Origin of the sequence: Olsenella sp. SW781, assembly GCF_012027725.1 — a bacterium.
Taxonomy (GTDB): domain Bacteria; phylum Actinomycetota; class Coriobacteriia; order Coriobacteriales; family Atopobiaceae; genus Thermophilibacter.
This window is the reverse complement of sequence record NZ_SJOU01000021.1, coordinates 14,615-35,536: the sequence shown is the minus strand read 5'-3', so window position 1 is coordinate 35,536 and position 20,922 is coordinate 14,615. Positions and strand designations below refer to the sequence as shown.

General features: G+C 65.4%; 17 protein-coding genes and 4 tRNA genes. 2 read left to right on the top strand and 19 right to left on the bottom strand.

Annotated features, from left to right (window positions below; translation table 11 throughout):
- Positions 1–60: 60 nt before the first annotated feature.
- The 9 genes from dnaB to E0L17_RS10360 form a co-directional block, all read right to left on the bottom strand.
- Positions 61–1,449: a replicative DNA helicase gene (dnaB, locus tag E0L17_RS10400; protein ID WP_445331559.1), complete on the bottom strand. Its 1,389-nt coding sequence runs from the start codon at positions 1,447–1,449 to the stop codon at positions 61–63.
- A 472-nt stretch (positions 1,450–1,921) separates the two neighbouring features.
- A complete protein-coding gene (gene rplI, locus E0L17_RS10395) occupies positions 1,922–2,440 on the bottom strand; it encodes a 50S ribosomal protein L9 (protein ID WP_075279074.1) in 519 nt (172 codons plus the stop codon).
- Positions 2,441–2,455: 15 nt separating this feature from the next.
- Entirely contained in the window at positions 2,456–3,403 is a 948-nt protein-coding gene (locus tag E0L17_RS10390; protein ID WP_167931158.1) for a hypothetical protein, read from the bottom strand.
- A 170-nt stretch (positions 3,404–3,573) separates the two neighbouring features.
- On the bottom strand, positions 3,574–3,846 hold the full coding sequence (gene rpsR, locus E0L17_RS10385) for a 30S ribosomal protein S18 (protein ID WP_072373695.1): 273 nt from the start codon (positions 3,844–3,846) through the stop codon (positions 3,574–3,576).
- Positions 3,847–3,888: 42 nt separating this feature from the next.
- The gene (locus E0L17_RS10380; RefSeq protein ID WP_075279076.1) at positions 3,889–4,416 is read right to left on the bottom strand and encodes a single-stranded DNA-binding protein; all 528 of its coding nucleotides are present in this window, start codon (positions 4,414–4,416) and stop codon (positions 3,889–3,891) included.
- A gap of 47 nt (positions 4,417–4,463) precedes the next feature.
- Entirely contained in the window at positions 4,464–4,754 is a 291-nt protein-coding gene (rpsF, locus tag E0L17_RS10375; protein WP_075279077.1) for a 30S ribosomal protein S6, read from the bottom strand.
- 297 nt (positions 4,755–5,051) lie between these two features.
- Positions 5,052–6,089, bottom strand: a complete 1,038-nt coding sequence (locus E0L17_RS10370; RefSeq protein WP_167931157.1) for a DUF4013 domain-containing protein — start codon at positions 6,087–6,089, stop codon at positions 5,052–5,054.
- Between the two features lie 139 nt (positions 6,090–6,228).
- Positions 6,229–6,318, bottom strand: a tRNA-Ser gene (locus E0L17_RS10365).
- 39 nt (positions 6,319–6,357) lie between these two features.
- Positions 6,358–6,448: transfer RNA gene (locus E0L17_RS10360), tRNA-Ser, on the bottom strand.
- Between the two features lie 138 nt (positions 6,449–6,586).
- Between E0L17_RS10360 and E0L17_RS10355 the strand changes: the two genes are divergently transcribed.
- On the top strand, positions 6,587–7,315 hold the full coding sequence (locus tag E0L17_RS10355; protein ID WP_353652980.1) for a trimeric intracellular cation channel family protein: 729 nt from the start codon (positions 6,587–6,589) through the stop codon (positions 7,313–7,315).
- Between the two features lie 105 nt (positions 7,316–7,420).
- Here E0L17_RS10355 and typA read toward each other — a convergent pair whose 3' ends face one another.
- The 4 genes from typA to E0L17_RS10335 all read right to left on the bottom strand — a co-directional run bounded on the left by typA (position 7,421) and on the right by E0L17_RS10335 (position 10,414).
- Positions 7,421–9,259: a translational GTPase TypA gene (gene typA, locus E0L17_RS10350; protein ID WP_167931156.1), complete on the bottom strand. Its 1,839-nt coding sequence runs from the start codon at positions 9,257–9,259 to the stop codon at positions 7,421–7,423.
- A gap of 76 nt (positions 9,260–9,335) precedes the next feature.
- On the bottom strand, positions 9,336–9,758 hold the full coding sequence (locus E0L17_RS10345; RefSeq protein WP_167931155.1) for a hypothetical protein: 423 nt from the start codon (positions 9,756–9,758) through the stop codon (positions 9,336–9,338).
- A 420-nt stretch (positions 9,759–10,178) separates the two neighbouring features.
- A tRNA-Ala gene (locus E0L17_RS10340) sits at positions 10,179–10,254 on the bottom strand.
- Positions 10,255–10,337: 83 nt separating this feature from the next.
- Positions 10,338–10,414: transfer RNA gene (locus tag E0L17_RS10335), tRNA-Ile, on the bottom strand.
- A gap of 148 nt (positions 10,415–10,562) precedes the next feature.
- Between E0L17_RS10335 and E0L17_RS10330 the strand changes: the two genes are divergently transcribed.
- Positions 10,563–11,084: a bifunctional nuclease family protein gene (locus tag E0L17_RS10330; RefSeq protein ID WP_286163454.1), complete on the top strand. Its 522-nt coding sequence runs from the start codon at positions 10,563–10,565 to the stop codon at positions 11,082–11,084.
- A gap of 123 nt (positions 11,085–11,207) precedes the next feature.
- On the opposite strand, the gene gyrA is transcribed toward E0L17_RS10330, so the two are convergent.
- From gyrA to E0L17_RS10300, 6 genes are all read right to left on the bottom strand, one after another.
- Complete coding sequence (gyrA, locus tag E0L17_RS10325) at positions 11,208–13,967, bottom strand: DNA gyrase subunit A (protein WP_167931159.1); 2,760 nt, start codon at positions 13,965–13,967, stop codon at positions 11,208–11,210.
- Positions 13,968–14,079: 112 nt separating this feature from the next.
- Complete coding sequence (gene gyrB, locus E0L17_RS10320) at positions 14,080–16,113, bottom strand: DNA topoisomerase (ATP-hydrolyzing) subunit B (protein ID WP_167931153.1); 2,034 nt, start codon at positions 16,111–16,113, stop codon at positions 14,080–14,082.
- Positions 16,114–16,238: 125 nt separating this feature from the next.
- The gene (locus E0L17_RS10315) at positions 16,239–16,772 is read right to left on the bottom strand and encodes a hypothetical protein (protein WP_167931152.1); all 534 of its coding nucleotides are present in this window, start codon (positions 16,770–16,772) and stop codon (positions 16,239–16,241) included.
- Positions 16,762–17,853 (bottom strand): DNA replication/repair protein RecF, encoded by a 1,092-nt coding sequence (recF, locus tag E0L17_RS10310; RefSeq protein ID WP_167931151.1) that lies wholly within the window; start codon positions 17,851–17,853, stop codon positions 16,762–16,764. The genes E0L17_RS10315 and recF overlap by 11 nt, the downstream gene beginning before the upstream one ends.
- Positions 17,854–17,858: 5 nt before the next feature.
- Positions 17,859–18,959 (bottom strand): DNA polymerase III subunit beta, encoded by a 1,101-nt coding sequence (dnaN, locus tag E0L17_RS10305; RefSeq protein ID WP_167931150.1) that lies wholly within the window; start codon positions 18,957–18,959, stop codon positions 17,859–17,861.
- 246 nt (positions 18,960–19,205) lie between these two features.
- Positions 19,206–20,774, bottom strand: a complete 1,569-nt coding sequence (locus E0L17_RS10300) for a DnaA ATPase domain-containing protein (protein ID WP_167931149.1) — start codon at positions 20,772–20,774, stop codon at positions 19,206–19,208.
- Positions 20,775–20,922: the final 148 nt, after the last annotated feature.

Here is a 20,922-nt window from a genome sequence, read left to right as displayed (position 1 = left end):
ACGCCTGTCCCCTGCGCACGGCCGCGGCGCGAGCCAAATAAACCTGACGCCAGTGGCACGCTAGTCGTGGAAGGTGTCGACCTCGACGAACTTGGTGGAGCCGGGCAGGAACGTGAGCGGTATGTCCGAGAGCGCGCCGGAGCGGTTCTTGGCGATGATGAAGGTGGTCTCGTTCATGGCAGGACGATCCTCGCGTGCGGCCTCGTCCTCGTTCATCGAGCGGTCGAGAAGGGCGACCACGTCGGCGTCCTGCTCGATGGAGCCGGACTCGCGCAGGTCGGAGAGCTGCGGGCGCTTGCCGGTTCGGTTCTCGACGGTACGGTTGAGCTGCGAGAGCGCTACGACGGGCACGCCGAGGTCCTTGGCCATGATCTTGATGCCACGGCTCATCTCAGAGACCTCGGTGGCACGGCTGTCCGCGCGGTGGCCGCCCGAGGGCGGGGAGATGAGCTGCAGATAGTCGATGATCACCAGCCCGAGCGGCTTTCCGCGGAGGATGCGGCGCGCCTTGGCGCGAATCTCGGTCACCGTGGTTCCGGGCGTGTCGTCAATCATGATGTCGAGCTGGGAGAGGTCGTTGGTCGCCTGGAGGATCTGGGGCCACTGCTCGTTTCTGATCCGAGCGGAGCGAATCTCCTGCAGTCCCACGCGCGCGTTGGCTGCGAGAAGGCGCTGCGCGATCTCGACCTTGGACATCTCGAGTGAGAACATGGCGACGCTCGCACCATTGAACGCAGCGTTGGTCATGAGGTTCAGTGCGAAGGACGTCTTTCCCACGCCCGGGCGTGCGCCGATGACGATCATCTGGCCGGGACGCAGGCCGAGCAGGCACTCGTCGATGCGCGGGAACCCCGTGAGGACGCCGAGCGGCTTGTCGTGGTTGGCGGCGTTCTGTCCGAGCTCCTCGTAGAGGTCGGCCATGATCTCCTCGAGGGACTGCTCGTTCTTGTGCACGTCGCGGTTGGTGACGTCGAGCAGCATCTTCTCGGCGCGGTCGACGACCTCCTTGGTGTCCTCGGGGGCGTCGTAGGCGAGCGCCGTGATCTGCGCCGAAGCACTGATCATCTTGCGCAGCGTGGTGTCGCGATGGAGCATCTCGACGTGTCGCCGCCATCCGACGAGCGCGAGCGAGTTGTTGCCAAGACCCAGGAGAAAGCTTCTGCCGCCCACGCGCTCGAGCTCGCCGGAGCTCTTGAGGTAGTCGGCGAGGGAGATGGTGTCGATGGGCATGTTCTTGTCGAACATCTCGCGCATGGCCGTGAACACCGTGCGGTTGGAGGGGAAGTAGAAGTCGTCCGGGTCGAGCTCGATCAGGCACTCCTGGAGCGCCTCGGAGGAGACCATCATGGCCGAGAGGACCGACGCCTCGGCCTCGGGGTCCTGCGGCATGACGGCATCCTGGCTTGCCCTCATGCGCGTGGGGTTGACGTCGTACTCGCTCTGGGCCACAGGTCCTCCTCGTGTGACGGTTCCGGGGTCCCATTATCTCATTCCCGCGCGGGCCGGGAGCAGGGTGTGCAAAGAGATTGACCGCGACGCGGTAGAAAGACACTCTTCGTCCGCTGTCAAGGGGTCATTTTTCCTCTCGGGACCCCTTGGGGGCGTATGTCGAGAAGAGAGGGCACCTGAACGGGCCTTTCTTCCTTTTCGACGTTTTCAACAAATTTCTTTCCTGCGTAAACGACGAGTTTTCAACAAGATTCTCTGCCTTTAGAGAAACCCTAAACAGCTGTTCGGCTGCTCTGACGTCTGGTTTTCACATCCCCATACCAGTGAAAAACCGCAGGTAGAATACCTATCAGATGATGATTGATATAAAAGCGCCCCGGAGTCGCAGTGACGTCCGGGGCGCTTCCTTACACTTTTCTGACCTGCGGATATTGTAGAAATCCCCAGTTCAGAAGTGAGCGTCGAAAAGTTATTACTCCTCGACCTCGGTGGTCTCGACCTCGGCGACCTCAACGGTCTCCTCAGCCTCGGCCGCCGGCTCCTCCTCGGTCACGCCGACAAGGACGTTGACCGTCGCGGTGATCTCGCGGTAGAGGTTGACCTCGACGGCGTGCTTGCCGGAGGTCTTGATGTTGTTCCCGCGGCCGACGCGCTTGCGGTCGACCTCGATGCCGAGCTGGGCCTGGATGGCGTCGGCGATCTGGGACGGGGTGACGGAGCCGAAGAGCTGGCCCTCGTCGCCGATCTTGGCGTCGACGGTCACCGACTTGCCATCGAGAGCGGCCTTGGTGGCCTCGGCAGAGGCGATACGCTCGGCCTCGCGCTTCTCGATGTTGTGACGGCGCTCCTCAAGCTGCTTGATGTTGCCCGGGGTGGCAGGCTGGGCGATCTTGTTGGGGAACAGGTAGTTCTCCGCAAAGCCCTGAGCGACGTCGACGATGTCGCCCTCGCCGCCCTTGCCCCGAAGCTCACCCAAGAGGATGACTTTCATGGGATACTCCTTCGGTCAGCCGGTCTGACCCGGCTTCTTGTCCTGCGCTGCCGTGTCGTCAGGGACCACGCCACGCTGGAGGTGGCGGAAGTTGGCCCAGACGTCGACGACGCCGACAACGGTCAAAACAACGAACTGCACTTCGAGATAGAGCGCGGCCGCCCAGACGAGGAACCTCGCAAACGCGCCGAGGTCCCGCCCCCTCAGGAGCCAGGCGACAACGGCGGCCCCCTGCACCGCAAACGCGATCCTCAGAGCCATGGCCAGGTTGGCCGAGACCACGAGGACGAGCTGCGGGACCGTGGGCACCGTCAGCGCAACCGCCAGCCCGGCGACCGCCACGACGAGCGCCGCGACGATCCAGAGAGGCAGGTCGTATCCGGCGAGGCCCTCCCAGGACCGCTCGGGCGCGACTCGCCTGAGCGCAAGATGCGCGCCGGCGAGCGCCGCCAGGAACTCCCCGGCCGACACGACCACGTAGGCCGTCGGCCAAAGGACCCCCGCGACCGCGGAAACGGCCTGGACCTGCGCGGAGCTCGTTGGTGACGCCTCGGTGAAGGCGTCCCGGTAGAACTCGATCAGCTCCGCCATGGTCTGGGAGAGCGTGGTGCCGTTCATCAGCGCGAACGCTGAATCTGCCCCGATATGGGCCGCAAACAGCGCGGCCACGACGAGGCATCCGGCACCCGGGGTGAGACGACCCCTGAGGCAGACGAGCGCGACGATGAGCCCGGCGAGACACGCGATGACGGACCCGACGCCCTGAGCGAGCCCGACGGGAAGGCCCAAGGCGAGCGCCGACGCGAGCGAGATGCCCGTGCCGAGCGCCGTCAGTCGCATGCCCCCTCGTGCGTGGGCCACACACAGCCCGTACCCCACGAGGATGGGCGCGGCGAGCGACATCGTGGAGGATGCCACCGCGCCGCCGACGGCACAGGTCAGAAGGACGAGAGGGAGGGGCACCGAGTCTCGGCTGCCCTTCTCGTCATTCTGCGAGCCAAAGGGGACGATGCCGCCCCCAGACCGCATGGGACCCGCAGACGGGGCCTCTCCCGCGCCGTCGGGCGTGGGCGGAACACCGTTATCGGGCCATGCACTCATCGTGCGCGCGCTCTTCTCACGTGCGAGCGGCGCTAGCCGCGGTTACGGCCGCCGCGGCTGGAAACCACGGGGACGGTGTAGGGGAGAAGCGCCATCTCGCGGGCGCGCTTGATCGCCAGCGCGATGTCGTGCTGATGCTGCGTGCAGGCGCCAGTGACGCGGCGCGGCTTGATCTTGCCGCGGTCGGTCATGTACTTGCGGAGGAGCTGCACATCCTTGTAGTCGATGTACTCGGTCTCCTCCTTGCAGAACTGGCAGTACTTGCGACGCGGCTGGCGCTGAAAATCCTGCTTCTGCTGAGCCATGTCTAGTTGCCTTTCTGTTGGCGGCTCGAGGCCGCCGGGTGATTAGAACGGGATGTCCTCGTCGTAGACGTCGGTCTCCGGCGGGGTCTGGACGGGCGCCTGCTGCATCTGCGGCTGGGGCGCGTAGCCGCCCTGCGGGGCGGCGGGCACCGGCGCGGAGGCAACGGGCGCGGCGTATGCGGGGGCCTGCTGGAAGGCGGGGGCGCCGGCGTTCTGCTGGTAGCCACCACCCTGCTGGTTCCTCGAGCTCAGAAACTCGACCTCGTCAACGACGACCTCGAGCTTGCTGCGACGCTGACCGTCCTTGGTCTCCCAGGAGCTGTAACGAAGCTTGCCCTCGACGGCAACCTTCGTGCCCTTGGAGAGGAAGCGGGAGAGCGGTTCGGCACGGGCGCCGAAGACCACGCAGTCGACGAAGTTGGGGTAGTCCTCCCACTCGCCGGTCTGCTGGTTGCGGCGACGGTCGTTAACGGCGACGCCGAAGGAAAGAATCTGCGAGCCGCTGGCCGTAGCCCTGAGCTCGGGGTCCCTCGTGAGGTTGCCCGAGATGTTGACTCTGTTGATGCTCATGGTCTCACTTCCTCCCACCTGCGGGCATCATGCCCGCGCTTCCTTGCCTAGTCCTTGTCGACGCGGCGCACGACCATGTGGCGCTTGACGGCGTCGTTGATGCGCAGAACTCGGTCGAGCTCGGCGATGTGCTCGGGATCAGCGTGGAAGTTGATGAGGGTGTAGTCACCCTCAGTGAGATCGTCGACCTCAAAGGCGAGCTTGCGCTTGCCCCAGTCCTCGACGCTGTCGACCTTGCCAGTCTCGCCGAGAGCAACCTCGATGCGCTTCATGACGCCGGCGCGGGTCTCCTCGTTGCACGTGGGGTCGACAAAGTAGAGCAGTTCATAAGCCTTCATTCGATTCACCTCCTCTGGGCTAGTGGCCCCGGGACATGAAGGCTCGCCCGGGGCAGGAAAGGTTCGGCGAAGCATCATACCACAGAAGGTTCTTCTCGCTGTATCCCCTCCACAACATCCCTGCATATAGCGTACTGACGCGCACGTACCGAAAGGTGTCACGACGCATACGCCCCGCTGGCGCACGCTCCATAAAAGACACGCTCACCGGGGCCGTGGGCTTCGGTGAGCGTTTGTGCGGGCCTCGCGGTAATCACAGCATCTCCACGAGGCTCGAGATGGCTATGAAAGAGGGGCCTACTTGGGGTCCTCCGCATCGAACGGCGTCACGTCTTCCTCATGGCTCTCGGTCGAGGGTACCTCCGCCGGTTCCTGCGGCTCAGAGGGGGCCGGCGCAGGGCTCGGAGCAGCCTGCGGCTCTACGGGAGACGCCGCGCCGACGGGCTGCTGCGGGACGTCATACTGCCAGCTTCCCGCCTGCGGCGCGACGTCACGCGGGTCGCTCACGAACGGCGGGAGAGGGTCCTCGTCCCTGCCCCAGGCCGCGACGTTGAACTGGCGCATCCACAGCGCGACGGCGTTCACGCACACGAGGGAGAGAATGGTGCCGATGAAGCTGCACACGAGGATGAGCACGATGAGGGTCGGGCCGATCGAAGAGAGCATGGAGAAGACGGCCTGAATCGCGATGCGAGCCTGCATGCCGCTTGAGAGCACCGAGGAGTACTCGAGGTACTCGATCATGGTAATGAGGTTGGGGATGATGCCGAACAGCGCGGGGAGAAGGACGATGGTCGTGATGACGCCCAGAAGCACCCCGCCGAGAATCTCGATGCCCACGATGCGCGCAAGGCCGGCGGGGTCGTGGGAGATCATCTTCCAGATGGTCGGGACCCGCAGGCCGGGCACGATCTTCTGGTAGATGGTGGCACGCATGGCCGCGACGACGGCAATGACGGCAAAGCAGGCGCTCACGAGGGCCCACACGAGCTCGAGCAGGTCACCGATCACGGGAACCTGCAGCAGGATGCCCGAGACGATGGAGAATCCCGCGTACCACACGAAGCACACGACGAACACGCGCCAGCCGCTCGAGATGCACTCGCCGATGCGCACGCCCCTCTGCTTGGGAGCGGCATTGACGCCCCATGCGGTGAGCCGCGCCCACTCATAGATGTAGCCCGCGACGCCGAGGATGCCAGCGATGGGGACGAGCAGGGCGACCGTCATGAGAAGAACCGGCTTGATCCACCCGCGGTCCCTCGTAAGAAGCGCCCAGGACCGCGCGAAGTAGCGGTCACGCCTGAAGCCCGCAAGCTCGGATTCGTCAACCATGGTTCCCCTTTCACCGGGTGGTGGAGTCGTTTGCATGTTCCCTGTAGCGTACCCTAAACGTGCGGGTGACTGACGTTCTTCTCTCCCGCCTCCGCGGGATATGAAAAAAGCCGGTCGTGATGACCGGCTCTCTCTGCAATGGCGGAGGAGGAGGGATTCGAACCCTCGTACCCCCGAAGGGGTAAACGGTTTTCGAGACCGCCGCATTCAACCACTCTGCCACCCCTCCGAAGGGTGACGTGGCGCCCGAAGGCGCCACGGTAAGTTCTGGCGGAGAGTCAGGGATTTGAACCCTGGAGACGCTTTAGGCGCCTACACGATTTCCAATCGTGCTCCTTCGGCCACTCGGACAACTCTCCATGAGATGGTGCAGCGGTCAGTATAGCGTAAGACGACGCGCGGGAAAAGACTTTTCTTGATGAAAAGGGACTGTCCCTTTTCATCAGGGTGCGTAACAATGTACGAGCGCCACCCGCACCTGACCGCGAGGAGTCACCGTGCCAGACATCTTCTCTACCTACAGCCCCGAGATCGCCGCCGTCTCGCTGCCGACGTGGGTCGACCTCGCGTCCGTCGTCGTGGGATCTGCCGGTGGGGTCATGGTGGCCCGTGCGCGGCATCTCGACGCCGTCGGCTTTGTGGGCCTCGCACTGCTGTGCGGCCTCGGCGGGGGACTCATCCGCGACGTGATGATGCAGGTGGGAAGAATCTACATGCTCACCTCGCCCTTCGCCATTCCCGTGAGCGTTGCCACGGGCCTCGTGGCGTTTCTCTTCCCCCAGCCGCTCGACCGCGCGAGCAACCTGCTCGAGTGGCTCGACATCATGGCCGTCGCGCTCTTTGCGCTCGTGGGCACCGACAAGGCCATCGTCCATGGGTTCTACCCGGCGTCATGCGTCCTCATGGGCATCATGACCGGCGTAGGGGGAGGCATGCTGCGCGACGTCTTCCTCGGCGAGGTGCCCCGAATCTTCCAGAAGTCGAACCTCTACGCCGTGTGCGCGCTCGCGGGCGGCGTGGTGTACTACGTCGCCGTCGTGTGCTGCTCCGTCAACAAGCTCTGGGGGTCGATCCTCTGCCTTGCCGTCACCATTGGCCTCAGGCGCTGGTCGCTGCACTTCAACGTGCAGACTCCAGCAGACGTCGACCTCGGGCCGCACGTGGCTGCGCCCATGAAGCGCGCCGCCCGAATCGTCCGCGTCACGCGCTGGCGCCGCCACCGGTAAAAGGGGACGGGTTTTTCCTCTCAGAGAATTCGGGACAGGCCGGGGGGCACGCTGAACCGTGCCCCCCGGCCTGTCCCGAATTCTCTGAGAGGAAAAACCCGTCCCCTACTTCTTCACCTTGCCGTTGCGGACGGCCCACTTGCGGCGCTCGATCTCTGAGAGCAGGCGCTTGCGCATGCGGACGCTCTTGGGCGTGACCTCCACGAGCTCGTCATCCATGATGTACTCGAGCGCCTCCTCGAGCGTGAACGTGCGCGGCGGCGTGAGCTGCACGGCGATGTCAGCGGTGGAGGAGCGCTGGTTGCCCAGGCTCTTGGTGCGCGCGATGTTGACGACCATGTCGCCGGGCTTGGACCGCTCGCCCACGAGCATGCCCTCGTAGCACTCGTCGCCGGGGCCCACGAAGAGCGCGCCGCGCTCCTGGAGCGTGCCGAGCGCGTAGGCCACGGCCTTCTCGGTGCTCATGGAGATCATGGCGCCGTTCTGCCGCACGCCGATCTCGCCGGCGTAGGGACCGTACTCGAGGAACGTGTGATAGAAGACGGCCTCGCCGTGCGTGACGTTCAGGATGCGGTTCTTGAGTCCCATGATGCCGCGGGTGGGGATCTTGAACTCGAGGTGCGTCTGGGTAGTCCCGGCATCCATCGTGGTCATGGTGCCTCCGGCGTTGCCGAAGACCTCGATGACCTTGCCGGAGTACTCGCCCGGGCACTCTACGACGGCCTGCTCGACGGGCTCGGTCATCTGCCCGTTGGCATCCTTCTTGAAGAGCACGCGCGGACGTCCCACCTGAAACTCAAAGCCCTCGCGGCGCATGGTCTCCATGAGGACGGAGAGGTGAAGGATGCCGCGGCCGGCCACCTCGACGCCGGTCTTGTCGGGAAGCTCCTCGATGCGCATGGTCACGTTGTTCTCGCGCTCCTGCATGAGGCGCTCCTTGAGCTGACGACCGCCCACGATGTCGCCCTCACGGCCGACGAGCGGGGAGGTGGAGGGCTCGAAGACGACGGAGAGCGTCGGCGGGTCGATCTCGATGGGCTCCAGCTCGACGGGGTTCTCGGGATCGGTGTAGACGTCGCCGATGTCGGTGGAGTCGATGCCCACGACGGCGGCGATGTCGCCGGCCTGGGCCTCGGAGCACTCCTTGCGGCCGAGGTAGTCGAACGTGAAGAGCTGCTTGACCTGGCTCATGGCACGGGAGCCGTCGTTCTTTACCACGAGGATCTTGTCACCGTCGTGGATGGTGCCGGAGTAGATGCGGCCGATGCCGATGCGGCCCACGTACTCAGAGTGGTCGATGGTCACGCACTGCATGGCGAGGGGGCCGTCGATGTCCACGTCGGGGGCGGGGAGCTCGTCGACGATCATGTCGAGCATCGGGAACATGTCCATGTTGTCGTCGGCGGGGTCGAGGCGGGCGAAGCCGTTCACCGCGGAGGCGTAGACCACGTGCTCCATCGCAAACTCGAGCTGCTCGTCGGTGGCTCCCAGGTCCGCCATGAGGTCGAGCGAGGTGTTGACGGCCTTCTCGGGATCGGCCGCGGGCTTGTCGATCTTGTTCACCACGATCATCACGGCGAGCCCCGCGTCGATGGCGTGACGAAGGACGAAGCGCGTCTGCGGCATGGGCCCCTCGGCGGCGTCCACCAGCAGCAGCGCACCGTCGGCCATGCGCAGGACGCGCTCCACCTCGCCGCCGAAGTCGGCGTGGCCCGGGGTGTCGATGACGTTGATCTTCACGCCCTTGTACTCGATGGAGATGTTCTTCGCCAGGATGGTGATGCCGCGCTCGCGCTCCTGGTCATTGGAGTCGAGCACGCGCTCCTGGACCTGCTGGTTCTCGCGGAAGGCGTCGGTTGCCTTGAGCATCTGGTCCACGAGCGTGGTCTTGCCGTGGTCGACGTGGGCGATGATGGCGATGTTCCTGATGTTCTCCTGGCGCATGGGTCCCCTCATCCAACGAAGCTGGACAGAGCCGTCCGTATCGGTCGGCGGTTGGTTTTTCTCGACATACGGTACTTTACAGCAGCGGGGGCAGCTCTCCGGCCGGCGCGGGGTCGGTCCACGTGAAACCATCACCGGACCCCTTCCCATCGATGAGCGAGAAGGCCGAGTAGCTGCGATAGCCACGTTCGCCAAACTCGAGTATGACCGCATCGGCGTAGGACCCGTCATCATCCTCGATGGCACCCTCGTAGGCGAGCGCGTAGCGCACGGCGTCCTCCAGCTCGCGCACCTTGCCGCGTGCCCCCTCGAGGCATGCCTCGGGGCCGTCATCGACGAACTCGAAGCTCAGGACCTCTCCCGACGAGTCCTGAACGGCGAGAAGAACCTCGAACGCCTCGCCCGCGGCGAGAAGGTCGAGGGCGTCGCCCATCAGTGTGCTTGCCAGCTCGTCGGTCTGGGGTGATACCCCCTCACGCAGGTTGTCGGCTTTTCCCATGACTCCCCTCACATCGTCTTTCCTGCTGCGATGATACCTGACAAAGGCGAGGGGGTCGTCTGTCATGAAGAGCATGGCGGGCGGCCCCGCAACCTTTGCCAGCCACCGTGCAATTATCGGGATAGTGCGAAACTTTCGGCCACCCACCTGCAATCAGGGGGATAGTGGAAAGCGATTTTGGCACCCAGAGCCATTCCGGACCCATATGTGCTGACCGTCAACTGGGCTTTTGTCGGCACGCCACGAAAGGGGACCACGAAAAGGCTTCGCACTATCCCCCTGATTGCAGGCGAACGGCCACTTCTTTCGCACTATCGCCACTTTTGCACGGCGTCATGGGTGCGGGACGAGAGGCCCATGAGCGGGAACGTCGCCTCTTTACAGACAAAGGCCGGACCCGAAGGTCCGGCCCTGACGTTCTGGTGGAGACGATGGGGTTCGAACCCACGGCCTCAGGCTTGCAAAGCCCGCGCTCTCCCAGCTGAGCTACGTCCCCGTCTGGGTCGACGCACTGCGTCGGAATATAATAATCGCCCCAGCGGCGACTCGGCTAACGCTGGGGCGACTATTGTCAGGAAGTGGTGGGCCTGACAAGGTTCGAACTTGTGACCTCCCGGTTATCAGCCGGACGCTCTGACCAACTGAGCTACAGGCCCAACGCGAGAAGATATACTACACGGGCATTCCCTCGCGGTCAACGACTTTTTTGACTTTTTCTTTCCAATCTCTTGCGAACAGCTGACGGGCCTCACAATTGGGTAGGATATGCGGTCGAGAGAAAGGAAGCACGTGCCGCTACAGAGGATGGATATAGAGAGCCTCGTCGTGGGTGGGGGACCGCTCGCATCGCTCGTCGTTCTCCGGTCCCAGGGGTCAGGAGAGGACGGCACGGCCGCTCAGCTGCCGATTCAGATCGGTTCCTTCGAGGCGAGCGCCATCAGCATGGGCGTGGCGCCTCGTGAGAGCGGACGTCCCATGACCCATGACCTTCTCAAGTCGACCATATCGGCGCTCGGGGCGTCCTGCGTCTCCGTCCGCATCAGCGACGTCAAGGGGACGACGTTCTACGCACAGGTCGAGCTCATGCGCGAGGACGGCAGGCAGGTCCTCGTTGACGCTCGTCCCTCGGATGCCATCGCGCTCGCCGTGCGCGAGGAGGTTCCCGTCTTCGCCGAGGAGTCCGTCCTCCAGACGGCGTCTCTGCCCGACTTCAGAGGCGTCGAGAGAGACGAGCGGGAGCGGGAGCTGGCACAGTTCCACGACTTCGTCGAGACGCTCTCCCCGGAGGACTTTACCGTCACCCACGAGGAGCCGGACGGAGAGTAGCCGACGCATAGCCGTGCGAAGGGGACAGGCACTTCTGCACACTAAAACGTGTGTAGAAGTGCCTGTCCCCTTCGCACGTTAAAAGGCGCCCCGCAGGCATGGACCTGCGGGGCGCGCCGTTTCTTACTCCTCGTCGTCGAGGAGCGTGTCATCCAACTGCTCCTCGCCGCCGATGTCGACTGACTCGGGCTCGTCTGCGTCGCGCGCACCTGCGGCCACGAGGTCGAGCATGCCCTGGTTCTCGTCGTGCTTGGGGGCCTTCTTCTTGTGCGCCACCATGCGCGCCACCGCGCTCACGCGGTCACCCTCGACGAGGTTCATGACCTTGACACCCTGCGTGGAGCGTCCGAGCTTGGAGATGTCCTTCACCTTGACCCGGATGATCACGCCCTCCTCGGACACGATCATGAGCTCGTGCTGCGGGCCCACGACGCGGCACGCGGAGAGGTTGCCCTTCTTTGCGGTCATCGCGATCGTGTAGACGCCCTGGCCACCGCGCTTGTGCTCGGGGTACTCGGAGACGGGCGTGCGCTTGCCGTAGCCCTTCTCGGTGATGACGAACAGGTCGCCGTTCCCGTTGGTGATCTCCATGCCGAGCATCTTGGCGTCGCCCTTGAGGGTGATGCCGCGGACGCCAGAGGTGTCGCGGCCCATCGGGCGGACGTCAGACTCGGGGAAGAGAATTGCCTTGCCGTCCGTGGAGACGAGCATCACCTTGTCGCCCGGCCTCACGCGGCGGACGTTCACGAGCTCGTCGCCGGCCTTGAGGTTGATGGCGATGATGCCGTCGCGGCGGGTGCGGTCATACGCGCTCATGGCCGTCTTCTTGACCACGCCGTTCCTCGTGGCGAACATCAGGTACTCGTCCTCGGGGAAGGTGCGGCACGTGATGACCGCCATCGCGTGCTCCCCCTCGGCGAAGGGCACGAGGTTGACCATCGCGGTGCCGCGCGCGTTCCTCTGCGCGATGGGCAGCTCATGGACCTTGAGGCGGTACACCTTGCCCTTGTTGGAGAAGAACAGCACGTAGTCATGGGTGGACGCAACGAAGAGGTCCTCGACGAAGTCCTCGTCCTTGAGGTTCACGCCCTGTACGCCCTTGCCGCCGCGCTTCTGGGAGCGGTACGTGGCGACGGGCGTGCGCTTGACGTAGCCCGCGTGGGTGACGGTGACGACCATGTCCTCGTCGGCGATGAGGTCCTCGACGTTGAGCTCCTTGGTGCCCTCGACGGAGATCTCGGTGCGGCGCTTGTCGGAGAACTTGCGGCCCACCTCGCGCATCTCGTCCTTGATGACCGCGAGGATCTTGTCGGGGTTGGCGAGAAGGTCCTCGTAGTACGCGATCGCGCGGCGCAGGCCCGCGAGCTCCTCCTCGATCTGGTCGCGCGAGAGACCGGTGAGGCGGCGCAGGCGCATCTCGAGGATGGCCGTGGTCTGCTCGGGCGTGAAGCCGAAGCGCTCGATGAGGCGCTGGCTCGCCTCGGTGTCGGTGCGCGAGGAGCGGATGATGTGGATGACCTCGTCGATGTGGTCGAGGGCCATGAGGTAGCCCTCGAGGATGTGCGCCCGCGCCTGGGCCTTCTTGAGGTCGAAGCGCGTGCGGCGGGTCACCACGTCGACCTGGTGGTCGATGTAGTGCTGCAACATCTCTCGCAAGGAGAGACACTTGGGCACGCCATTCACGAGCGCCAGGTTGATCACGCCGAAGGTGGTTTGGAGCTGCGTGTACTTGTACAGGTTGTTGAGGACGACCTGCGGGATGACGTCCTTCTTGAGCTCGATGACGAGGCGGATGCCCTTCTGGTTGGACTCGTCGCGCATGTCGGAGATGCCCTCGATGCGCTTCTCGTTGACGAGCTGGGCGATCTTCTCCTGGAGGGTCCCCTTGTTCACCTGATAGGGGATCTCGGTGAAGACGAGGCGGTTGCGCCCGGTCTTGGTGGACTCGACGTGCGCCTTTGCGCGCACGGTGATCGAGCCGCGGCCGGTCTCGTAGGCCTCGCGGATGCCGTCCACGCCCATGATGACGGCGCCCGTGGGGAAGTCGGGGCCCGGCATCACGGTCATGAGGTCGTCGACCGTGGCATCGGGGTTGTCGATGAGCATGCACGTGGCCTCGACCGCCTCGCCGAGGTTGTGCGGCGGGATGTTGGTGGCCATGCCGACGGCGATGCCCGACGAGCCGTTCACGAGCAGGTTGGGGAAGCGCGCAGGCAGGACCTGGGGCTCGGCGAGGGACTCGTCGTAGTTGGGCTGCCAGTCGACGGTGTCCTTCTGGAGGTCTCGGAGGAGCTCCATCGCGGGCTTGGCGAGTCGGCTCTCGGTGTAGCGCATGGCCGCGGCGGAGTCTCCGTCGATGTTGCCGAAGTTGCCGTGGCCGTCAATCAGCGGCGTGCGCATGGAGAACCACTGGGCGAGACGAACCATCGTGTCGTAGACGGCGGAGTCTCCGTGCGGGTGGTACTTGCCGATGACCTCGCCGACCGTCCAGGCCGACTTCTTGTGCGGGCGGTTGGGGAAGATGCCCGACTCGTTCATGGCGTAGAGGATGCGGCGGTGGACGGGCTTCAGGCCGTCGCGCACGTCGGGGAGGGCGCGCGCGGTGATGACGGACATCGAGTACTCGATGAAGCTCTGGCGCATCTCGTGGCCGAACTCGGAGATCTGGAGGGCCCCGCCGTGCTCGTCGGTCTCGCCGGAGTCCTCACCGCGCCCTGCCTGGCCGAACTCCTCCTCGAGCTCGCCGTCGTCCTCGTCCTCGGCGTCCTCAGACTCCTCGTCGGGGTCGTAGACGTCCTCGCCCTCGTCGGAGGCCTGCGCTCGGTCGAGCAGGCGCCTCAGGTCCTCGGGGAGGTCGCCCGGGGTCTCGGGCGTGTTGTTCATGTCGTCTGCCACGTGGGGCCTTTCTCTGGTGTGCAAAAGGGACAGTCACTTTTGCACAAGTTCTTGGTGTGCAAAAGTGACTGTCCCTTTTGCACACCCCGTCGGGAGGTGACTACGCGTCGAGGAATCGGGCGTCGTGCGCGTGGCGCTCGATGTAGTCGCGGCGGTACTCGACCTGGCTGCCCATGAGCTCGCGGACCGCGCGCTCGGCGGCGGAGGCGTCCTCGATGGTCACGCGCTGCAGGATGCGGGTGCGCGGGTCCATCGTGGTGGAGGCCAGCTGCTTGGGGTCCATCTCGCCCAGGCCCTTGTAGCGCTGGACGGTGTAGGCCTTCTTGCGCTTCTTGGCCTTGCCGTTGGAGGACTCGTCCTCTTCCTCCTCGTCGTAGGAGAAGCCGAGCTCGCGAATCGTGCGCTTGAGGATCTCCTCCTCCGGCTCGCGGCCGTTGGGGTAGACGTAGTGGATCTTCTTGCGGACCTTGATGCCGAAGATCGGCGGGCACGCCACGTACACGTAGCCGGCGTCGATGAGCGGCCGCATGTACTTGTAGAAGAAGGTGAGCAGCAGGATGCGGATGTGCGCGCCGTCGACGTCAGCGTCCGTCATGATGATGATCTTGTGGTAGCGCGCCTTGGAGATGTCGAAGTCGCCGCCCTCCCCGCCGGCGCCGGTCACGCCCGTGCCGATGGCGGTGATGAGGGACTGGATGGTGTCGGAGGAGAACGCGCGGTGGTCTCCCACGCGCTCGACGTTCAAGATCTTGCCTCGCAGGGGCAGGATCGCCTGGATGTCTCGGCGACGGCCGTCCTTGGCCGAGCCGCCTGCCGAGTCGCCCTCCACGATGAAGAGCTCGGTGACCTCGGCGTCGCGCACGGAGCAGTCCGCGAGCTTGCCGGGCAGGTGCGCCGTCTCGAGTAGGGACTTGCGACGCGTGGCCTCGCGCGCCTTGCGCGCGGCCGTACGGGCCTTGGACGCCTGCATCGCCTTGTTCACGATGGTGCGACCCTGCTTGGGGTGCTCCTCGAGATACTCCGCGAGGCCATCGGCCACGACCTTCATCACGAGCGGGCGCATGAAGGAGCTTCCGAGCTTGGCCTTGGTCTGCCCCTCGAACTGCGGGTCGCCGAGCTTGACGGAGATGATCGCCGCCAGGCCCTCGCGGATGTCGTCGCCGGTGAGGTTGGCGTCCTTCTCCTTGAGGATGTTCTGCTTGCGGGCGTAGTCGTTGATGACGCGCGTGAGCGCCGTGCGGAATCCCTCGAGGTGCATGCCGCCCTCGGGGGTGTAGATGTTGTTGGCGAAGCTCATGACGGTCTCGGAGTAGGAGGTGTTCCACTGGATGGCCACCTCGACCTCGCCGGCCTTGGCCGGGTCGGTTCCCTCGTCGGTCTTGCCGGCGAGGTAGATGGGCTTCTTGAGGCCGTCGGCGACCTCCTTGCCCTCGTTCAGGAACTTCACGAAGTCCACGATGCCGCCGGCGTAGCAGAACTCCTCCACGCGCGGGGTGAGCTCTCGCTCGTCCGTGAGCGTGATCTTGAGGTTGCGGTTGAGGAACGCCATCTCCTGCAGGCGGTCGTGCAGGGTGTCGAAGTCGTAGACCGTGGTCTCGAAGATCTCCTCGTCGGGCCAGAAGGTGGTCGTGGTGCCCGTGGCCTTGGAGGTCCCGACCTTCTCCATCTTGCGGACGGTCTTGCCGCGCGCGAACTCCATCTCGTAGATGCCGCCGTCGCGCTTGACCTGGACGACGAGGCGCTTGGAGAGTGCGTTCACGACGGAGATGCCCACGCCGTGCAGGCCGCCGGAGACCTTGTAGGCGTTGTTGTCGAACTTGCCGCCCGCGTGGAGGATCGTCATGACGACCTCGAGCGTCGGGATCTTCTTCACGGGGTGCTTGCCCACGGGGATGCCGCGGCCGTTGTCCACGACGGTAATGGAGTTGTCCGCGTGGATGGTCACGGAGATCTTGGTGCAGAACCCGGCGAGCGCCTCGTCGACGGAGTTGTCAACGACCTCGTAGACGAGGTGGTGCAGGCCGCTCGCGCTCGTCGAGCCGATGTACATGCCCGGGCGCTTGCGCACCGCCTCGAGGCCCTCGAGGATCTTGATCTCCCCAGCGCCGTATTCGTTCTCGTTCTTCTTCGCCACGCGACCGTCCTTCCAAGAAGCGTCACATTAGTTAAAACCCTGTGTGATATCGGGCCAGACGAATCAATGATACCGCTTCAGAGGACGCTGAGAGGCCCTGTGAGGGCACATTCATGATTTCCGCTCTATTTGTCGCGCTGGAGCCGATACGAGGCGCTCATCGCCCGAGAGACGCTTTCACGCAGCGTTGAGGGCAGCCCGGCGCAGGCACGCTCTATCTCCGCCGCCTCCTCGCGCGACAGGGGCGGCGGAGGGGTGGCGGCGCCCTTTCCCCGCGTGACGGCGGGGCGGGCGGGCGCGCCGCCCTCCGACCTGTCGCGTGGCGCATACTTGCTCAGGCGGAACTCGACCTTCGAGAACGCGAGCCCGGCGTTGGCGAGGCGTGCCAGGTAGACCTCGCTGTTCGCCGAGAAGTCCGTGGCGCGGGACCGGGAGTCCACGTAGACCACGAGCACCGGGCCATTCTCCCCCCGACGCGGCTCGCGCACGAAGGTCCCCGTGGTGTGCGCCCGCTCGATGTCGCCGTTGACGGCATGCCACGCGCGCGTGACGCGCCATGACGCGTCCGCACGCTCGTCGAGCATCGAGGAGAGTATCCCGGAGAGGCCGGCGGGCGCCGCCTCGCGGCGCGCGCGCTCGGCGCTCAGCTCATCGGCCACCGAAGCTCACCACCTCGGACGCGTCGAGGAGCTCTGGCGAGAAGTACCCGAGGTTCGTCGTGGTGATGACGGTCTGGATGCCCCGCTGCGCGAAGCGCACGACGGCGTTCCTGCGCCGCTCGTCGAGCTCGCTCATCACGTCGTCGAGCAGCAGCAGCGGCCGCGACCCCACGATCTCGGCCGCGAGCTCGACCTCGGCCATCTTGAGCGCGAGCGCCACGCAGCGCTGCTGTCCCTGCGAGCCGAAGGAGCGCGCGTCCCGGCCGTCGATGGAGAAGGTGACGTCGTCTCGGTGGGGCCCCACGCAGGTCTGCTGCCGGCGGAGGTCCTCCCGTCGGCGCGCGGCGAGCGCGGCCGCGAAGACGTCGCGGATCTCGTCGCGCGTCATCCCGAAGACCTCGTCCCCGAGGGTGCTCTCGTACGAGCAGGTCAGCTCCTCCCCGCCCGAGACCTCCCCGTAGATGGCGCTGACTTTCTCGGCAAGCCGCGAGAAGAGCCTGAGGCGCGCCTCGAGGAGCGTGGCGCCGCCGAGCGAGACCGAGGCGTCCCATGCCTCGAGCAGGTTCTCGTCCGGGAACTCCTCGCGCAGGAGGCGGTTTCGCTGCTCGACGGAGCGCGTGTAGGCGGCGAGCACGTTGGCGTAGCCCCTGTTGGCCTGCCTCCCGAAGCCGTCGAGCTCGTCGCGCCTCCCCGAGGCGCCGCGCTTCACGAGGCCGAGGTCGTCCGGCGAGAAGAGCACCGACATCAGCGCAGACGGCATGTCGGACGCCTGGCAGCGCTTGCCGTTGAGCGAGAAGGACCTCCTCCCCGCCACCACGTCGCAGCGGGCGTCCAGCACGCGGCCGTCCCCCTCGAGGCGCGCGTCGACCCGCGCCGAGTCCGCGCCCTCGCGCACGAGGTCGCGCGGGCGCGGCCGGCGGAAGGACGCCCCCGCCGTGAGCAGCTGCAGCGCCTCGACGGTGTTGGTCTTTCCGGCGGCGTTGGGTCCCACGAGGATGGTCGTCGTGGGGGCGGGCCTCAGCGAGAGCCGCTCGAAGGAGCGGAAGTCCGCGAGCGAGAGGCTGGTGACGAGAAGCCCCATGCGCCCTAGAGCCTCACGGGCATGAGCAGGTAGAGGTAGTTCACCTTCCCGTTGCACTTGAAGATGCCGGGCTGCACGGAGCCCTGCAGCTCGAGGCGCATCTCGTCGGAGCCGGAGACCGCGTTCACGCAGTCGAACACGTAGTGGTAGTTGAGCGCGATGGACAGGCTCTGGCCCTCGACCTCGACCGGCAGAAGCTCGGAGGACTCTCCCTGCTCGGGAGAGCTCGCCGAGAGGCGCATGAGGCCCGCGTCGGCATCGATGTCAAAGCGCACGGCGGCGTTCTGCAGCGCGATCACGGAGACGCGCTTGAGGGCGGCCGAGAACTCGGCCACGTCGAGCGTCACGGCGGTGCCGCAGGTGGGCGGGAGGAGCTGCTTGTAGTCCGGGAAGTTTCCCTCGATCCTGCGCGCCACGAAGGTCGTGTTGCCAAAGGTGAAGATCACCTGGCTCTCCGTGGTGCCGATCTGGATGGTCTCGTCCGACGAGGGCATCGTGAGGACGTCGTGGAACACGGTGCCGCCCACGATGGCGCGGAAGGCCTCCCCCGCGGGGGACTCCACGGAGGAGTCGCAGACCGCGAGTCGGAAGGAGTCCGTCGCGACGAGCCGGATGGTGTTGTCCTCGACCGTGAGCAGGATGCCCTGGAGGATGGGGCGCGAGGTCTCGCGCGAGGTCACCTTGTAGACCTTGTCCACCATCCGGGAGAGCAGCTCGCCGGGCAGCTCGATCGTGCGGTCGGGCGCGAGGTCGGGGAACGCGGGCCAGTCGGACGGGTTGAGGGTGTTGAGGCGGAAGGTGGACTTGTCGCACGAGACGGTGATCGTGCGGTCGGAGCCCTCGAAGGTCACGGCCGAGTCAGAGAGCGTCTTCACAATGTTGGTGATGACCTTGCCGGAGACGACCGTCTCTCCCGGTTCCTCGACGTTCGCGGGAATGAGGTGGCGGATGGAGATCGTGAGGTTGTTGGTCTGGAACTCGAGCGTGCCGTCCTGGGCGCGGACGTAGATGCCCGAGAGGATCGGAAGCGTGGAGTTGGTCCCCATGCCCTTGGCCACCACGGTGAGGGCCTTCATGAGGGAGGACTGGCTGACGGTGAACTTCATGTGCGGCCCTTTCTAATAGTTCTTAGATAAGTACTTAAGGACAGTAGTAGTAATAAGGTCTGTCGAAAAGTAAATAACAGCGAGAAGAACGAGGTCAAAGGTATTGTTGCGACGTAGCGCGAAGCCCCTCCACACTCGACACGTTTCGACATCCCCCCTCTGTTGAAAACTCCTTCTACATTCTCCGCGGGTTTTTCTCGATGTTCCCACAAGCTTGCGACAGGATTGTCGACATTCGGCGCGAGGTCACGAGTTGCCGGTTATGGAGTCTCTGATCTGCATCAGTCGGTCGTAGAAGACCTTGTCGTCGCGCTTCGCCTCGTCCACCACGCTGATGCTGTGCATGATCGTGGCGTGGCTCCTGCCGCCGAAGTGCTTGCCGATGTCGGCCAGCGTGCGGTCGCAGAGCTCGCGCGAGAGCCAGATGGCAACGTGGCGTGCCTCCATGAGGCCCTTGTGGCGCTTGTTGCCCACGAGGCTCGCGTGGTCGATGTCGTAGTACTTCTCGACGGCCTTCTGGACGTCCTCGATGGAGACGGAGCGCATGGCGCTCGGCCAGCACTCCTTGGCGAGCGCGCCGATCTCGTCCCGGCTGATCTGGGTGCCTCGCCCCTCGGCCGCGGTGGCGGCGAAGAGGCATCGCTGGCAGAAGCCCTCGATGACGCGGATGTTGGTGCCGGCGAGCTCGGCCATGTAGCGCATCGCGTCTCCCGGCACGGTCCCCGAGAGCGCGGGCACGTTCTCGCGCTCCGCGTCCTCGCGCATGCGCTCGCAGAAGGTCTCGATGAGGCGGAGCTTGAGCTCGTAGCTCGGCACCTGCACGGGAGTGGTGAACCCCGAGCCGAGGCGGCTCGTCACGCGCTCGTCGAAGCCGTCCTTGCCCATGCCGAGCTGCGCCGGCGTGCGGTCGGCGGCGAGCACGATCTGCTTGCCGTTCCCGATGAGCTCGTTGAACGTGTCGAAGAAGAACCCGACGGTCCCCGCCTTGCCCGCCATCTTCTGGATGTCGTCGATGATGAGGACGTCGATGTCGGCGTAGTTCTGACGCAGCACGGCCGCGGCCGAGCGCTCCGAGTGGCGCATTGCCTCGGTGTAGTCGGTGATGAAGGAGGAGGCGTCGCGATAGACGCACAGGCGCGACGGGTCGTTCCTCGCGATGTAGTTCTGGATGGCCCGGAGCAGGTGAGTCTTGCCGAGCCCGCTCTTGCCGTAGATGAACAGAGGGTTGTACGTGCTGTTCATGCCATTGGCGACCTGCAGGGCCGCCTGGTAGGCTATGTCGTTCTCTTCTCCCCGGACGAAGCGCTCGAAGGTGAGCTTGGAGGTCGCGCCCGCTATGTCCTCGACGAGCGGGTTGCGCTCGCGGCGGCGGCGGTTCTCCTCCTCGCGCGCCTCCTGGGCGCGCCGCTCGTCCCAGGTGTCCTCCGCGATGCTACGCGGCGTCGGGCGCTCCTCGGGCCCGCGCGCGGGTCCCTCGACGTCCGCCATCCAGGCGCGGGCCTCCTCGCGCGACATGCTCGACGCCGGCGCCTGCGCGGGCGCGGCCGCCTGGGCGGGGGCGAAGGAGATCTCGAGCCTCATGGGCTCGAAGGCCGCCTGCGTGAGGCACTCCTCCACGACCCCGGCGTTCTTCGAGACCGTCTTGAGGACGAGCCTCATGGGCGTCGTCACGTGGAGCGTGCCGTCGGCCATGGACTCGGGGCGGCAGTTCCTGAGCATGGCGAGCACCGACTCGGGCACGCGCTGCTGCGCGGCGAGAAGGTCGAGCGCGTCCTGCCAGAGGGCCTCGGCGTCAGATTCGAGGGATAGTTCCATGGTTCCACAATCCTTGGATGTTGAAAAACGGTGCCATCCAGTATAGCGATTGTTGATAACCACGCGTCAGCGATGTGCCACCGGCGCCATGTGCCACTGGCGTCAGGTTTATTTGGCGCGCGTGAGCCGCGCGCCAAATAAACCTGAC

What these genes read in the sequence shown, in the direction of transcription:
- E0L17_RS10345 (WP_167931155.1), bottom strand. Translation starts at nt 9,758, where the DNA reads ATGGGAAAAGCCGACAACCTGCGTGAGGGGGTATCACCCCAGACCGAC.
- typA (WP_167931156.1), bottom strand. Translation starts at nt 9,259, where the DNA reads ATGCGCCAGGAGAACATCAGGAACATCGCCATCATCGCCCACGTCGAC.
- E0L17_RS10330 (WP_286163454.1), top strand. Translation starts at nt 10,563, where the DNA reads ATGGATATAGAGAGCCTCGTCGTGGGTGGGGGACCGCTCGCATCGCTC.
- gyrA (WP_167931159.1), bottom strand. Translation starts at nt 13,967, where the DNA reads ATGAACAACACGCCCGAGACCCCGGGCGACCTCCCCGAGGACCTGAGG.
- recF (WP_167931151.1), bottom strand. Translation starts at nt 17,853, where the DNA reads ATGGGGCTTCTCGTCACCAGCCTCTCGCTCGCGGACTTCCGCTCCTTC.
- rplI (WP_075279074.1), bottom strand. Translation starts at nt 2,440, where the DNA reads ATGAAAGTCATCCTCTTGGGTGAGCTTCGGGGCAAGGGCGGCGAGGGC.
- E0L17_RS10370 (WP_167931157.1), bottom strand. Translation starts at nt 6,089, where the DNA reads ATGGTTGACGAATCCGAGCTTGCGGGCTTCAGGCGTGACCGCTACTTC.
- rpsF (WP_075279077.1), bottom strand. Translation starts at nt 4,754, where the DNA reads ATGAAGGCTTATGAACTGCTCTACTTTGTCGACCCCACGTGCAACGAG.
- E0L17_RS10380 (WP_075279076.1), bottom strand. Translation starts at nt 4,416, where the DNA reads ATGAGCATCAACAGAGTCAACATCTCGGGCAACCTCACGAGGGACCCC.
- rpsR (WP_072373695.1), bottom strand. Translation starts at nt 3,846, where the DNA reads ATGGCTCAGCAGAAGCAGGATTTTCAGCGCCAGCCGCGTCGCAAGTAC.
- E0L17_RS10300 (WP_167931149.1), bottom strand. Translation starts at nt 20,774, where the DNA reads ATGGAACTATCCCTCGAATCTGACGCCGAGGCCCTCTGGCAGGACGCG.
- dnaN (WP_167931150.1), bottom strand. Translation starts at nt 18,959, where the DNA reads ATGAAGTTCACCGTCAGCCAGTCCTCCCTCATGAAGGCCCTCACCGTG.